8 protein-coding genes, 2 tRNA genes, 3 rRNA genes and 2 pseudogenes are annotated in these 14,706 nt (G+C 55.7%); 9 read left to right on the top strand and 6 right to left on the bottom strand.

The genetic code is table 11. From position 1 onward, the window contains the following. The first annotated feature begins 37 nt into the window (after nt 1–37). On the top strand, nt 38–1,846 hold the full coding sequence (locus ACYZT6_RS17805) for an aminopeptidase P family protein (protein WP_462028020.1): 1,809 nt from the start codon (nt 38–40) through the stop codon (nt 1,844–1,846). Here the strand turns inward: ACYZT6_RS17805 and ACYZT6_RS17800 are convergent. Continuing rightward, nucleotides 1,839–1,934: pseudogene (locus ACYZT6_RS17800) on the bottom strand (LysR family transcriptional regulator); the annotation flags it as partial. The gene ACYZT6_RS17805 and the pseudogene ACYZT6_RS17800 sit on opposite strands and share 8 nt — an antisense overlap. Here ACYZT6_RS17800 and ACYZT6_RS17795 point away from each other — a divergent pair. Then, nucleotides 1,935–2,111, top strand: a pseudogene (locus ACYZT6_RS17795) (zinc-binding dehydrogenase); the annotation flags it as partial. Here ACYZT6_RS17795 and ACYZT6_RS17790 read toward each other — a convergent pair. Both ACYZT6_RS17790 and ACYZT6_RS17785 read right to left on the bottom strand, forming a co-directional pair. Next, on the bottom strand, nt 2,108–2,698 hold the full coding sequence (locus ACYZT6_RS17790; RefSeq protein WP_462028019.1) for a 2-hydroxychromene-2-carboxylate isomerase: 591 nt from the start codon (nt 2,696–2,698) through the stop codon (nt 2,108–2,110). The pseudogene ACYZT6_RS17795 and the gene ACYZT6_RS17790 sit on opposite strands and share 4 nt — an antisense overlap. A gap of 39 nt (nt 2,699–2,737) precedes the next feature. Further along, on the bottom strand, nt 2,738–3,466 hold the full coding sequence (locus ACYZT6_RS17785; RefSeq protein WP_462028018.1) for an SDR family oxidoreductase: 729 nt from the start codon (nt 3,464–3,466) through the stop codon (nt 2,738–2,740). Nucleotides 3,467–3,558: 92 nt separating this feature from the next. Here ACYZT6_RS17785 and ACYZT6_RS17780 point away from each other — a divergent pair, with 92 nt between their 5' ends. Then, complete coding sequence (locus ACYZT6_RS17780; RefSeq protein ID WP_462028017.1) at nt 3,559–4,131, top strand: TetR/AcrR family transcriptional regulator; 573 nt, start codon at nt 3,559–3,561, stop codon at nt 4,129–4,131. Here the strand turns inward: ACYZT6_RS17780 and ACYZT6_RS17775 are convergent. Together ACYZT6_RS17775 and rhtA are read right to left on the bottom strand one after the other, a co-directional pair. Continuing rightward, complete coding sequence (locus ACYZT6_RS17775) at nt 4,118–4,399, bottom strand: hypothetical protein (protein WP_222587803.1); 282 nt, start codon at nt 4,397–4,399, stop codon at nt 4,118–4,120. The two genes, ACYZT6_RS17780 and ACYZT6_RS17775, sit on opposite strands and share 14 nt — an antisense overlap. 168 nt (nt 4,400–4,567) lie before the next feature. Beyond that, entirely contained in the window at nt 4,568–5,455 is an 888-nt protein-coding gene (gene rhtA / locus ACYZT6_RS17770; RefSeq protein ID WP_462028016.1) for a threonine/homoserine exporter RhtA, read from the bottom strand. A gap of 670 nt (nt 5,456–6,125) precedes the next feature. Between rhtA and ACYZT6_RS17765 the strand changes: the two genes are divergently transcribed. From ACYZT6_RS17765 to rrf, 5 genes are all read left to right on the top strand, one after another. Then, a 16S ribosomal RNA gene (locus ACYZT6_RS17765) occupies nt 6,126–7,664 on the top strand. A gap of 123 nt (nt 7,665–7,787) precedes the next feature. Further along, nucleotides 7,788–7,864, top strand: a tRNA-Ile gene (locus tag ACYZT6_RS17760). Between the two features lie 9 nt (nt 7,865–7,873). Then, nucleotides 7,874–7,949, top strand: a tRNA-Ala gene (locus ACYZT6_RS17755). A gap of 239 nt (nt 7,950–8,188) precedes the next feature. Further along, nucleotides 8,189–11,080: ribosomal RNA gene (locus tag ACYZT6_RS17750) — 23S ribosomal RNA — on the top strand. A 174-nt stretch (nt 11,081–11,254) separates the two neighbouring features. Next, nucleotides 11,255–11,370 (top strand): 5S ribosomal RNA (rrf, locus tag ACYZT6_RS17745). Together the 16S, 23S and 5S rRNA genes with 2 tRNA genes alongside form the textbook arrangement of a ribosomal RNA operon. 115 nt (nt 11,371–11,485) lie before the next feature. On the opposite strand, the gene ACYZT6_RS17740 is transcribed toward rrf, so the two are convergent. After that, on the bottom strand, nt 11,486–12,409 hold the full coding sequence (locus ACYZT6_RS17740; RefSeq protein ID WP_462028015.1) for a TIGR03571 family LLM class oxidoreductase: 924 nt from the start codon (nt 12,407–12,409) through the stop codon (nt 11,486–11,488). A 275-nt stretch (nt 12,410–12,684) separates the two neighbouring features. Between ACYZT6_RS17740 and mrdA the strand changes: the two genes are divergently transcribed. Then, the gene (gene mrdA / locus ACYZT6_RS17735; RefSeq protein ID WP_462028014.1) at nt 12,685–14,577 is read left to right on the top strand and encodes a penicillin-binding protein 2; all 1,893 of its coding nucleotides are present in this window, start codon (nt 12,685–12,687) and stop codon (nt 14,575–14,577) included. The last annotated feature ends 129 nt before the right edge of the window (nt 14,578–14,706 follow it).

The raw sequence follows: 14,706 nt of genomic DNA, 5'->3' as shown, positions 1-14,706 counted from the left end.
CTCAACAATAATGATGAAGTGATTAGCAGGAGACATGATGAGTACGCAGCTTTCGATCAATGGATCGGTGCCCGAGCGCCTGGCGCAAACCCGCGAACTGATGAGCCGGGAGGGCATTCATGCCCTGCTGGTGCCGTCGGCCGACCCGCACCTGTCGGAATACCTGCCGGGCTATTGGCAAGGGCGGCAGTGGTTGTCGGGCTTTCATGGTTCGGTCGGCACGCTAATCGTTACCCCGGACTTTGCCGGTGTCTGGGCCGACAGCCGTTATTGGGAACAAGCGACCAAGGAACTCAACGGCAGCGGCATCGAGCTGGTCAAGCTGCAACCGGGCCAGCCAGGCCCGCTGGACTGGCTCGCCGAACAAACCCCTGAAGGCGGCGTCGTCGCGGTGGATGGCGCGGTAATGGCCGTGGCGTCGGCGCGTACACTGGGTGGCAAACTCGAAGAGCGCGGTGCACGTCTGCGCACCGACGTCGACCTGTTGAGCGAAGTCTGGAGTGACCGTCCGACGCTGCCGAATGAGCCGATCTATCAGCATTTGCCGCCTCAGGCGACCGTCAGCCGGGGTGAAAAACTCGCCAAGCTGCGTGAGGTTTTGAAGGCTCGCGATGCTGACTGGCACTTCATCGCCACCCTCGATGACATTGCCTGGCTGTTCAACCTGCGTGGCGGCGACGTGTCGTTCAACCCGGTATTCGTTTCCTTCGCCTTGATCAGCCAGGAACAGGCCACCCTGTTCGTGGCCCTGAGCAAGGTCGATGCCGAGCTGCGTGCGGTCCTCGAACAGGACGGCGTGACGCTGCGCGATTACAGCGAAGTGGCAGACGCCTTGAGTGCCGTGCCGAGTGGCGCGAGCCTGCAAGTCGATCCGGCGCGCGTGACCGCCGGTTTGCTGGATAACCTGAACAGCGGCGTAAAACTGGTCGAAGGTCTGAACCCGACCACCCTGGCCAAATCACAGAAGAGCCTGGCCGATGCCGAGCACATTCGTCAGGCCATGGAGCAGGACGGCGCGGCGCTGTGCGAATTCTTCACCTGGCTGGATACGGCGCTGGGTTGTGAACGCATCACCGAACTGACCATCGACGAACACCTGACGGCCGCGCGTACCCGACGTCCGGGGTATGTTTCGCTCAGTTTCAACACCATTGCCGCCTTCAATGCCAATGGCGCGATGCCGCACTACCACGCCACCGAAGAAGAACACGCGGTGATCGAGGGCGACGGTCTGTTGCTGATCGACTCCGGTGGTCAATACCTGGGGGGGACCACCGACATCACGCGGATGGTGCCGGTCGGTACGCCGACAGATGAGCAGAAGCGCGATTGCACGCGAGTGCTTAAAGGCGTCATTGCGTTGTCCCGAGCTCAATTCCCTCGTGGCATTCTCTCGCCGTTGCTCGATTCGATTGCCCGCGCGCCGATCTGGGCCGAAAGCGTCGACTACGGTCACGGCACTGGCCATGGTGTTGGCTATTTCCTCAACGTGCACGAAGGCCCGCAAGTCATCGCCTATCAGGCCGCCGCTGCACCGCAAACTGCGATGCAGCCGGGCATGATCACGTCGATCGAACCGGGTACTTATCGCCCGGGCCGTTGGGGTGTGCGGATCGAAAACCTGGTGTTGAACACCGAAGCGGGCAAGAGCGAATTCGGCGAGTTCCTGAGATTCGAAACCCTGACCCTGTGCCCGATCGACACCCGCTGCCTGGAGCCATCACTGCTGACTTTGGACGAGAAGCAGTGGTTTAACGCTTACCACGCCGAGGTGCGCGAGCGCTTGAGCCCGTTGCTGGATGGCGCGGCCCTTGAGTGGCTGAACACCCGCACTGCGGCTATTTGATCGGTTGGAGTTCAGGCGCTGTTTCGAGCGCCTGACTCATGTAGTCGACAAAGGCTTTGACCCTGGTGGATTGGCGACGATTCGCCGGACCGGCAAGGGGGGCGAGCATCACGGACAGATTCTTCGGGACGCCGCGCAGTTGATTGAGGCCGGTAAGCTGAAGCCATTGCTCGACCCGCGGCAGTTCACATTGCAAACCGCCGGGGCCGCCCATGAACTGCTCACTACTGGAGCGGCTCAAGGTCGCTTGGTCATCGAGATCTAACTCAGGGCTTCAAGGACGAAGTCCAGCCGATCCTGGCCGAAGAACAACTGGCCACCGACGAACATGCTTGGTGCGCCGAATACACCTCGTTGGACCGCATTCTCGGTGTTGTCCTTGAGTGCAGTTTTGACTTCCTCGTCGGCGGTGAGCGCCAGTACTTCGTTCGGATCGAAACCGTTTTGCATCAGCACGGCTGCAACGGTCGCCGGATCATCGAGGCTGCGTCCCTCGACCCAGAGCGCGTGGAACAGGCAATCGATAAACGCTTGGAAGCGTTCGGGATGACGCAATTGCATACCCGTGACGGCACGCATCAGCATCAGGGTATTGATAGGAAAGTGGGGATTGAACTTCAGTGGCACGCCGTAACGTTTGGCGTAGCGGTCCAGGTCCTGAAACATGTAGCGACCTTTGGCCGGGATGGTCGCCGGTGAAGCGTTGCCGGTGGCTTTGAAGACCCCACCCAGCAGCATCGGTTTGTAGATCAGCTGGCTGTCGGTCTGCTCGCAGATTTTCGGCAACTGGGTATAGGCCAGGTAGGTGGCGGGGCTGCCAAGATCGAAAAAGAACTCCACGGTTTTGCTCATGGTCGGTGCGCTCTGCTTATTGTTGTAGGGGAGGTGGGCTTACCAGCGTTCGTTCCAGGGGCGCAGATCCAGCTCGAAAGTCCAGGCGTCCCGGGGCTGGCTGTGCAAGTACCAATAGTTCTCGGCGATGTGCTCGGGATTGAGGATGCCGTCCTCCTCCTTGGTCGCGTACTTTTCCGGAAAACTGTTGCGAATGAAGTCGGTATCGATGGCGCCGTCGACGACGACGTGGGCGACGTGAATGTTCATCGGTCCCAGTTCGCGAGCCATGCTTTGAGCCAGTGCGCGAATTCCGTGCTTGGCGCCGGCGAACGCTGCAAACCCCGCCGCCCCGCGCAGGCCGGCGGTGGCACCGGTGAACAGAATCGTACCGCGTTGGCGCTTGGCCATCCGTTTGGCCACTTCACGGGCATTGAGAAAACCCGAGAAACAAGCCATTTCCCAGATCTTGAAATACTTGCGGGCGGTTTCTTCGAGAATGCTGCACGGCACATTGGCGCCGATGTTGAAAACGAACGCTTCGATGGAGCCGATCTCGGTTTCAATCTGCTCGACCAGCGCGATCACGTCCTCTTCCTTGCGTGCATCACAAGCAAATCCGTGGGCGTCACCGCCATTGGCCTTGATTGCATCAACCAATGGCTGGAGTTTGTCCGCGCTGCGACGAGTGACGCAGGCAACGAAACCTTCCTGGGCAAAGCGCTTGGCAATGGCGCCGCCGGTGGCATCACCTGCGCCGACAACCAGTACGACCTTCTTGTTATTCATGGGTAGATCCCTTTGCTAAACGATCGTTAACTGAACGAACGTTATGCTAGGATTTGGCAGGCGTCAAGACGATCAATCCAGAGGGCAAGGCAATGCGTTACTCGGCCAATCACAAGCTGGAAACCAAAGAGAAACTGCTGAGCAGCAGCGCGGTGTTGGCCAAGAAATCCGGTTTTTCCACGGTGGGTGTCGACGGCTTGATGAAGGCGATCGGCTTGAGTGGCGGCGCTTTCTATAGTCACTTTTCGTCGAAGGACGAACTGTTCGCCTCGATCGTCGAGCGCGAGTTGTGCCAAAGCCTGGAGCGATTGGGGGCTGATCAGGATCGCGACAGACTGGAACGTTGCCTGAAGCATTATCTGAGCATGGCCCATGTCGAGCACCCGGAGTCCGGTTGTGCGTTACCGGTATTGGGAGCCGAAATTGCCCGTTCAGATATCGCTGTTCGCCAACAGGCAGAGATCTGGATTTGTCAGTTGCAGGAGAGTTGGGCGAGGATTCTGGAAAGCGACAGCCAGGCATGGTCGGTGCTGTCGCAATGCATCGGTGCTTTGGTCGTGGCGCGAATGTTGGCCACTCCAGACATTCAGCGCACCGTGCTGAAGTCCAGCTACGATGAGATTGGCCGCCAGATTGCCGGGCGGCCTCAATCTACTTGCAGATAACGATCATGCTTCGGCTGGTATAACCGGCAGGGTTGAGACCAAATGGATAATCGCCTGGCTCTTCCACGGCATCCCCCGACTTGGCGATGACCTTGTAACCCTTTGGCGCGCACGAGTTGGCGGCGCTGGTGTAGCACTTGTCCCAGGATGACGAGAGCCCTGAACAGTTGATATGCAGCCCTTTCTTGCCATGTTTGACTTGTGTTTTCGATGTCGCCGCGCAGCCCGCAACTGCAAGTACGGCGATCAGTAGCAAAATTCGTTTCATTACTGTCCTTATAGCGTTCCCGGATCTCGTGCCCGGGTCTGGCTGCATTCGCTTTCGATTGAAGCGTTCTGATATCCCTATCCTGAAAAATCCATGCCTGACACTGGGTTACGAGCCTAAACATGGCCTAATTGAGCGGCAAATACCAGACCTGAGTCAAATCCTGTATCAATCCGCCGCTACCGCAGGCTTGGCAGCACTGCCCATGGTCATGGTCGCCCCTACGGAGGCCAAAATGATGCACAGGATCGCCATCCACTGCGACAGCGTGAGGTACTCGTTCAGGAACAGCAGGCCGGACAGCGCGCCAATAGCAGGTTCAATGCTCATCAATGTGCCAAAGGTTCTGGTCGGCATTCGGGTGAGAGCGACCATCTCCAGCGTGTAGGGCAGGGCCGTGGACAGAAGGGCGACACCGATCGCCACGGGGATCAATGACGGAGTCAGCAGGGCGGCACCGGCATGGACGATGCCGATAGGGGCGACGAACAGTGCGGCAATCATCACTCCGAGTGCTGCGGTCTGGACGCCATTGTCGGCGCCCGCTTTCTGGCCGAACAGGATGTACAGCGCCCAGCAGACACCAGCGCCCAAGGCATAACCGGCACCTACTAGGTCGATTCCCGCAGTCGTCGCTCCTATCGGTATCAATAGCAGCAAGCCGATGGCAGCCAGGGCTATCCACAAAAAGTCGATCGCGCGGCGCGAGGCATAGATAGCCACCGCCAGTGGTCCGGTGAATTCCAGGGCTACGGCGATACCCAGGGGGACGGTGCGCAAAGACATATAGAAGAGGAAGTTCATGCCACCCAGTGCCATGCCGTAGACGATGACGGTACGCAGGGACTTTTTGGTGAGCTTCGCCCGCCACGGGCGCAACAGGAGCAGCATGATCACGCTGGCGAAGATCAGCCGCAGGGTAGTAGTCCCTTGAGCGCCGATAATCGGGAACATGCTTTTAGCCAGCGAGGCTCCGGACTGGATCGACGCCATGGCTATTAATAGCAGGCCAACCGAGAACAGGGTCGAGGCGAGGCTGCGGGGATGGTCATTCATTGCGTGGCATCGTCCGAAGTGGGAAGCGAGAGTGTTGTACTGTGTATTGGGCAATATACTGCGCATTCGCGAAGGTTGCGTCTATATGTAAGCATTGATTTTGAACATCCTGATAGAAAGGCGTAATTAGGGGTTGACGGCAGATTCTGGAAGTCTATAATTCGCCCCACTTCCGGCGCAGTCGAAACGGAAAACTCTTTGGTAAACAATGAGTTACGCAGTTTTCGGCAGCGAGTTGCTTCAGGTCATCGAAGCCCAGAAGGAGTTGATCAGGCAGGGTTGTTTGGCTTGATTGACGGTTCGATCTTCTCGGTCGAAAGCGGAGAAAAAGAGGTGTTGACAGCAGCGAGTAACGCTGTAGAATTCGCCTCCCGCTAACGAGAGATCGGAAGCGCAAGTGGTTGAAGTTGCAAAGGAAGCTTTGAAAACTTCTGAAAATAACCGCTTGACAGCAACAGAGGCTGCTGTAGAATGCGCGCCTCGGTTGAGACGAAAGATCTTAACCAACCGCTCTTTAACAACTGAATCAAGCAATTCGTGTGGGTGCTTGTGGAGTCAGACTGATAGTCAACAAGATTATCAGCATCACAAGTTACTCCGCGAGAAATCAAAGATGTAACCAACGATTGCTGAGCCAAGTTTAGGGTTTCTTAAAAACCCAAAGATGTTTGAACTGAAGAGTTTGATCATGGCTCAGATTGAACGCTGGCGGCAGGCCTAACACATGCAAGTCGAGCGGCAGCACGGGTACTTGTACCTGGTGGCGAGCGGCGGACGGGTGAGTAATGCCTAGGAATCTGCCTGGTAGTGGGGGATAACGCTCGGAAACGGACGCTAATACCGCATACGTCCTACGGGAGAAAGCAGGGGACCTTCGGGCCTTGCGCTATCAGATGAGCCTAGGTCGGATTAGCTAGTTGGTGAGGTAATGGCTCACCAAGGCGACGATCCGTAACTGGTCTGAGAGGATGATCAGTCACACTGGAACTGAGACACGGTCCAGACTCCTACGGGAGGCAGCAGTGGGGAATATTGGACAATGGGCGAAAGCCTGATCCAGCCATGCCGCGTGTGTGAAGAAGGTCTTCGGATTGTAAAGCACTTTAAGTTGGGAGGAAGGGCATTAACCTAATACGTTAGTGTTTTGACGTTACCGACAGAATAAGCACCGGCTAACTCTGTGCCAGCAGCCGCGGTAATACAGAGGGTGCAAGCGTTAATCGGAATTACTGGGCGTAAAGCGCGCGTAGGTGGTTTGTTAAGTTGGATGTGAAATCCCCGGGCTCAACCTGGGAACTGCATTCAAAACTGACAAGCTAGAGTATGGTAGAGGGTGGTGGAATTTCCTGTGTAGCGGTGAAATGCGTAGATATAGGAAGGAACACCAGTGGCGAAGGCGACCACCTGGACTGATACTGACACTGAGGTGCGAAAGCGTGGGGAGCAAACAGGATTAGATACCCTGGTAGTCCACGCCGTAAACGATGTCAACTAGCCGTTGGGAGCCTTGAGCTCTTAGTGGCGCAGCTAACGCATTAAGTTGACCGCCTGGGGAGTACGGCCGCAAGGTTAAAACTCAAATGAATTGACGGGGGCCCGCACAAGCGGTGGAGCATGTGGTTTAATTCGAAGCAACGCGAAGAACCTTACCAGGCCTTGACATCCAATGAACTTTCCAGAGATGGATTGGTGCCTTCGGGAACATTGAGACAGGTGCTGCATGGCTGTCGTCAGCTCGTGTCGTGAGATGTTGGGTTAAGTCCCGTAACGAGCGCAACCCTTGTCCTTAGTTACCAGCACGTAATGGTGGGCACTCTAAGGAGACTGCCGGTGACAAACCGGAGGAAGGTGGGGATGACGTCAAGTCATCATGGCCCTTACGGCCTGGGCTACACACGTGCTACAATGGTCGGTACAGAGGGTTGCCAAGCCGCGAGGTGGAGCTAATCCCAGAAAACCGATCGTAGTCCGGATCGCAGTCTGCAACTCGACTGCGTGAAGTCGGAATCGCTAGTAATCGCGAATCAGAATGTCGCGGTGAATACGTTCCCGGGCCTTGTACACACCGCCCGTCACACCATGGGAGTGGGTTGCACCAGAAGTAGCTAGTCTAACCTTCGGGAGGACGGTTACCACGGTGTGATTCATGACTGGGGTGAAGTCGTAACAAGGTAGCCGTAGGGGAACCTGCGGCTGGATCACCTCCTTAATCGACGACATCAGCTGCTCCATAAGTTCCCACACGAATTGCTTGATTCATTGAAGAAGACGATAGAAGCAGCTTTAAGCTCCAAGCTGATAGCTCACAGCTAACAGTTACGCGCTCGAAATTGGGTCTGTAGCTCAGTTGGTTAGAGCGCACCCCTGATAAGGGTGAGGTCGGCAGTTCGAATCTGCCCAGACCCACCAATTTTGTATGGGGCCATAGCTCAGCTGGGAGAGCGCCTGCCTTGCACGCAGGAGGTCAACGGTTCGATCCCGTTTGGCTCCACCATTAACTGCTTCTGCTGTTAGAGTTTAGAAATGAATATTCTGAAGTGAATATTGATTTCTAGTCTTTGATTAGATCGTTCTTTAAAAATTTGGGTATGTGATAGAAAGATAGACTGAACGTTATTTTCACTGGTAACGGATCAGGCTAAGGTAAAATTTGTGAGTTGCTCTTAATTGAGTATTATCGAATTTTCGGCGAATGTCGTCTTCACAGTATAACCAGATTGCTTGGGGTTATATGGTCAAGTGAAGAAGCGCATACGGTGGATGCCTTGGCAGTCAGAGGCGATGAAAGACGTGGTAGCCTGCGAAAAGCTTCGGGGAGTCGGCAAACAGACTTTGATCCGGAGATGTCTGAATGGGGGGACCCAGCCATCATAAGATGGTTATCTTAAGCTGAATACATAGGCTTAAGAGGCGAACCAGGGGAACTGAAACATCTAAGTACCCTGAGGAAAAGAAATCAACCGAGATTCCCTTAGTAGTGGCGAGCGAACGGGGACTAGCCCTTAAGTGGCTTTGAGATTAGCGGAACGCTCTGGAAAGTGCGGCCATAGTGGGTGATAGCCCTGTACGCGAAAATCTCTTAGTCATGAAATCGAGTAGGACGGAGCACGAGAAACTTTGTCTGAATATGGGGGGACCATCCTCCAAGGCTAAATACTACTGACTGACCGATAGTGAACTAGTACCGTGAGGGAAAGGCGAAAAGAACCCCGGAGAGGGGAGTGAAATAGATCCTGAAACCGTATGCGTACAAGCAGTGGGAGCCCACTTTGTTGGGTGACTGCGTACCTTTTGTATAATGGGTCAGCGACTTATTTTCAGTGGCGAGCTTAACCGAATAGGGGAGGCGTAGCGAAAGCGAGTCTTAATAGGGCGTCTAGTCGCTGGGAATAGACCCGAAACCGGGCGATCTATCCATGGGCAGGTTGAAGGTTGGGTAACACTAACTGGAGGACCGAACCGACTACCGTTGAAAAGTTAGCGGATGACCTGTGGATCGGAGTGAAAGGCTAATCAAGCTCGGAGATAGCTGGTTCTCCTCGAAAGCTATTTAGGTAGCGCCTCATGTATCACTGTAGGGGGTAGAGCACTGTTTCGGCTAGGGGGTCATCCCGACTTACCAAACCGATGCAAACTCCGAATACCTACAAGTGCCGAGCATGGGAGACACACGGCGGGTGCTAACGTCCGTCGTGAAAAGGGAAACAACCCAGACCGTCAGCTAAGGTCCCAAAGTTATGGTTAAGTGGGAAACGATGTGGGAAGGCTTAGACAGCTAGGAGGTTGGCTTAGAAGCAGCCACCCTTTAAAGAAAGCGTAATAGCTCACTAGTCGAGTCGGCCTGCGCGGAAGATGTAACGGGGCTCAAACCATACACCGAAGCTACGGGTATCACTTAGGTGATGCGGTAGAGGAGCGTTCTGTAAGCCTGTGAAGGTGAGTTGAGAAGCTTGCTGGAGGTATCAGAAGTGCGAATGCTGACATGAGTAACGACAATGGGTGTGAAAAACACCCACGCCGAAAGACCAAGGTTTCCTGCGCAACGTTAATCGACGCAGGGTTAGTCGGTCCCTAAGGCGAGGCTGAAAAGCGTAGTCGATGGAAAACAGGTTAATATTCCTGTACTTCTGGTTATTGCGATGGAGGGACGGAGAAGGCTAGGCCAGCTTGGCGTTGGTTGTCCAAGTTTAAGGTGGTAGGCTGGAATCTTAGGTAAATCCGGGATTCTAAGGCCGAGAGCTGATGACGAGTGTTCTTTTAGAACACGAAGTGGTTGATGCCATGCTTCCAAGAAAAGCTTCTAAGCTTCAGGTAACCAGGAACCGTACCCCAAACCGACACAGGTGGTTGGGTAGAGAATACCAAGGCGCTTGAGAGAACTCGGGTGAAGGAACTAGGCAAAATGGCACCGTAACTTCGGGAGAAGGTGCGCCGGTGAGGGTGAAGCATTTACTGCGTAAGCCCATGCCGGTCGAAGATACCAGGCCGCTGCGACTGTTTATTAAAAACACAGCACTCTGCAAACACGAAAGTGGACGTATAGGGTGTGACGCCTGCCCGGTGCCGGAAGGTTAATTGATGGGGTTAGCTAACGCGAAGCTCTTGATCGAAGCCCCGGTAAACGGCGGCCGTAACTATAACGGTCCTAAGGTAGCGAAATTCCTTGTCGGGTAAGTTCCGACCTGCACGAATGGCGTAACGATGGCGGCGCTGTCTCCACCCGAGACTCAGTGAAATTGAAATCGCTGTGAAGATGCAGTGTATCCGCGGCTAGACGGAAAGACCCCGTGAACCTTTACTATAGCTTTGCACTGGACTTTGAATTTGCTTGTGTAGGATAGGTGGGAGGCTTTGAAGCGTGGACGCCAGTTCGCGTGGAGCCAACCTTGAAATACCACCCTGGCAACTTTGAGGTTCTAACTCAGGTCCGTTATCCGGATCGAGGACAGTGTATGGTGGGTAGTTTGACTGGGGCGGTCTCCTCCTAAAGAGTAACGGAGGAGTACGAAGGTGCGCTCAGACCGGTCGGAAATCGGTCGTAGAGTATAAAGGCAAAAGCGCGCTTGACTGCGAGACAGACACGTCGAGCAGGTACGAAAGTAGGTCTTAGTGATCCGGTGGTTCTGTATGGAAGGGCCATCGCTCAACGGATAAAAGGTACTCCGGGGATAACAGGCTGATACCGCCCAAGAGTTCATATCGACGGCGGTGTTTGGCACCTCGATGTCGGCTCATCACATCCTGGGGCTGAAGCCGGTCCCAAGGGTATGGCTGTTCGCCATTTAAAGTGGTACGCGAGCTGGGTTTAGAACGTCGTGAGACAGTTCGGTCCCTATCTGCCGTGGACGTTTGAGATTTGAGAGGGGCTGCTCCTAGTACGAGAGGACCGGAGTGGACGAACCTCTGGTGTTCCGGTTGTCACGCCAGTGGCATTGCCGGGTAGCTATGTTCGGAATAGATAACCGCTGAAAGCATCTAAGCGGGAAACTAGCCTCAAGATGAGATCTCACTGGGACCTTGAGTCCCCTGAAGGGCCGTCGAAGACTACGACGTTGATAGGTTGGGTGTGTAAGCGCTGTGAGGCGTTGAGCTAACCAATACTAATTGCCCGTGAGGCTTGACCATATAACACCCAAGCAATTTGTGAGCTCGAAAGGGCACCAGATTGCGGTGTGTGAAGACGAAACGAACCGAAAGTTCGACTGTACTCACAAAAGCAGCACAAAACACCGAAAGCTATCACCTACCCATTCGCTGGAGCGTGAACCTGCAAAGGCCCACGACCTGGCTACCGAATTTCTTGACGACCATAGAGCATTGGAACCACCTGATCCCATCCCGAACTCAGCAGTGAAACGATGCATCGCCGATGGTAGTGTGGGGTTTCCCCATGTGAGAGTAGGTCATCGTCAAGATTAAATTCCGAAACCCCTATCTGCGTATGCAGGTAGGGGTTTTGTTTTGTCCGCAGAAAAGTGACGTGACTAACCAAGGATAGCCCGACGGCTACCCCAGGTTCCAACAGCACCCTTAGTGAAACTTCGGCAGAACGTATTCAGCGATCTCTTCAATAACTTCAGCAACCGGTCGCTCGCTACGGCGCAGATGTAAGCCAACGTGCTGAACGCCCACGTCACGCAGCGCCTGAAGCTCATCAATCAATGCCAACCGTCCACAACTGCCACCGAAACGCACACGTCGCATCGGTGCATGAGGGTCGGCGGATAAATCCAGGTGAACGAAGCTGATGTAGGGTTTATCGCCGCCGATTTCCCGCCACAGTCCGACTCGGCGTCGATGCTCATCCGGAGTGCCTGGATAGGCGAGCCAGCCGTCCATGTGTTGGCCAATCCAGGCAGGGGATTGTGGACCAAGACCCGCAACCAGCAAGGGCACCGGCTGATCTCGCTCCGGCAGCAGACGAGCACCTTCAGGCAAACGGCCCTCACCTTGGCTGCGCAATAGCTCAACCGTGTCGCGAAAGATCTCCCCGCGCTGATCGTAGTCCACGCCAAACAACGGGTACTCCATCGGACGGTCACCACTGGCGACCCCAAGGAGTAGGCGCCCGTCACTCAGTTCATCAACACTGTTCGCGGCCTTGAGCGTTAACCAAGGCTGACGCAACGGCAGCACAACCGCCGCCGTACCCAGCATGATGTTGTCGGTAATTGCGGCCAGATACCCCAGATAGGAAAACGTTTCGAAGACCTGTGCGGCATCGCCAAAGTTGGGGTCGTAAACCGGCACATCGCGTACCCAAAGTGCGCGAAAACCAGCGTTGTCAGCCAAGCGCGCCATCGTCGCGTGCTGCTTCAAATCCGGGACACCGAACGGTCGATCCTCAGCAATCCGCAGCCGCTGTCCATCGCTGGACCAATCGTTATCCAGCGGCAGTTCCAGTCCGATGGAAAACCCATTCGAACCGAGCAATCGTTGAAATCGTGGATGCATGAAAAGACTCCCAAACAACAAAATGGAATGACATGCATCGAGTATCTACAGGCCCATCTGCAAGAAAAATGCATGAATCGGAATATCAATCTTGAGCAAAACGCACGAGTCAGACAAATAGCCAACTGTCGTTTTGGCCCTCAAGGACAGCCGTTCGAGAAAATCGCGCTAAAGTGACCGCATGGTTTTTGGTATGGTGCAGCTCGTTTTTTCACGGACTGATTTCAAGCCTACGGATCGGCACCCCCTTTTTTAGTCAAAGAGCTGCTGCAGAAATGCCTGAACCGATACCCATCAAGGACCACGAAAAAGAGACGCGCCTGGTCAACAAGCGGCTGATCGCCTGCGCCTTGTTCGTCGCCGCCATTTCCTGCGCACTCGTGGTGCGCATGTATGTGTTGCAAGTGGTGGAATTCGACTATCACTCGACGATCTCCGAAAACAACCGCGTACATGTCCTGCCGATCACCCCTACGAGAGGGCTGATCTACGACCGCAACGGTGTCGTCCTCGCAGACAACCGCCCCAGTTTCAACCTGACCATCACCCGCGAACGCGCCTCCGACGTCAATGAAGAACTCGATGAGGTGGTCAACCTCCTGCACTTGCCCGCCGAGGACCGGACACTGTTCGCCAAGGCAATGAAGCAGGCGCGCCACCCGTTCGTGCCGGTCACGCTGTTCTATGAGCTCAGCGAGCAGCAAATCGCGGTACTCGCGGTCAACGAATTCCGTCTGCCGGGGATCGACGTCGAGCCCCAATTCGTCCGCCATTACCCGATGGGCGCACACTTCGCACACTCGATCGGCTACGTCGGTCGTATCAACGAAAAAGAATCCAAAGTCCTCGATACGGTGGAGTACCGCGGCACCCAATCCATCGGCAAGACCGGCATCGAAAAATTCTACGAGTCCGAATTGCACGGCCAAGTGGGTTACGAAGAAGTCGAAACCAATGCTCAGGGCCGCGTGCTGCGAGTGCTCAAGCACACCGATCCGATCCCTGGCAAAAACATTGTCCTGAGCCTGGACGTCAAACTTCAGGAAGCGGCCGAGGAGGCCTTGGGCGATCGTCGTGGTTCAGTCGTCGCGCTCGACCCGTCGACCGGAGAAGTGCTGGCAATGGTCAGCAAGCCCAGCTTCGACCCGAACCTGTTCGTCACTGGCATCAGCTTCAAGGAATACGCGGCGCTGCACGATTCCATCGATCGGCCGCTGTTCAACCGCGTCCTGCGCGGCCTCTACGCGCCGGGTTCGACCATCAAGCCCGAGGTGGCTATTGCCGGTCTCGATGCCGGGGTCGTCACCCCTCAGACCCGCGTCTTCGATCCGGGCTATTACCAACTCCCGGACTTCGATCACAAATACCGTAACTGGAACCACAGTGGCGACGGTTGGGTAGACATGGATGCGGCGATCATGCGCTCCAACGACACCTACTTCTACGACCTGGCCCACAAGCTGGGCATCGATCGCCTGCATGACTACATGGCGATGTTCGGCCTCGGCGAGAAGGTCTCGCTGGACATGTTCGAGGAGTCTGCCGGGCTGATGCCATCCCAGGCCTGGAAGCGTGCCACGCGCCGGCAGGCATGGTTCCCGGGTGAGACCGTGATTCTCGGCATCGGCCAGGGTTACATGCAAGTCACGCCGCTTCAGCTGGCACAGGCCACCGCGCTGATCGCCAACAAAGGTGTGTGGAACCGACCGCGCCTGGCCAGGACCGTGGACGGCGTCGCGCCGGTGGACGAGCACCCGATGCCGAACATCCTGCTCAAGGACCCGCGTGACTGGGAGCAGGTCAACCACGGCATGCAAATGGTGATGCACGACGCTCGCGGGATTGCCCGAGCGGCCGCGCAGGGTGCCCAATATCGCATCGCCGGCAAGAGTGGTACCGCGCAAGTCGTCGCGATCAAACAGGGCGAGCGTTACAATCGGGCGAAAACCCTGGAGCGTAACCGCGACAATGCCTTGTTCGTCGGTTTTGCCCCGGCCGAGCATCCGAAGATCGTCATCTCGGTGATGATCGAAAACGGCGAGGCCGGTGGTCGCGTCGCCGGCCCGGTCGTGCGGCAGATCATGGACGCCTGGTTACTCGATCAGGACGGTCACCTGAAACCGCAATACGCCACTCCGAGTAAAGTACCGGGCGACCCCCACGTCTAAGCAATCAAGGATCGATGGTGTCTTGTCAATCGCCATCGCGAGCAAGCTCGCTCCCACAATGGTCGAGTTGAACCGCAGATTTGCGCACGACGCAAAACCTGTGGGAGCGAGGCTTGCCCGCGAAGAACG

It is taken from the genome of Pseudomonas sp. RT6P73, from assembly GCF_054897715.1.
The sequence above is the reverse complement of the archived record's forward strand: the minus strand, read 5'-3'. Positions and strand labels throughout refer to the sequence as shown.

Coding starts and splice junctions, on each gene's coding strand:
- ACYZT6_RS17805 (WP_462028020.1), top strand. CDS start 38: ATGAGTACGCAGCTTTCGATCAATGGATCGGTGCCCGAGCGCCTGGCG.
- ACYZT6_RS17790 (WP_462028019.1), bottom strand. CDS start 2,698: ATGAGCAAAACCGTGGAGTTCTTTTTCGATCTTGGCAGCCCCGCCACC.
- ACYZT6_RS17785 (WP_462028018.1), bottom strand. CDS start 3,466: ATGAATAACAAGAAGGTCGTACTGGTTGTCGGCGCAGGTGATGCCACC.
- ACYZT6_RS17780 (WP_462028017.1), top strand. CDS start 3,559: ATGCGTTACTCGGCCAATCACAAGCTGGAAACCAAAGAGAAACTGCTG.
- ACYZT6_RS17775 (WP_222587803.1), bottom strand. CDS start 4,399: ATGAAACGAATTTTGCTACTGATCGCCGTACTTGCAGTTGCGGGCTGC.
- rhtA (WP_462028016.1), bottom strand. CDS start 5,455: ATGAATGACCATCCCCGCAGCCTCGCCTCGACCCTGTTCTCGGTTGGC.
- ACYZT6_RS17740 (WP_462028015.1), bottom strand. CDS start 12,409: ATGCATCCACGATTTCAACGATTGCTCGGTTCGAATGGGTTTTCCATC.
- mrdA (WP_462028014.1), top strand. CDS start 12,685: ATGCCTGAACCGATACCCATCAAGGACCACGAAAAAGAGACGCGCCTG.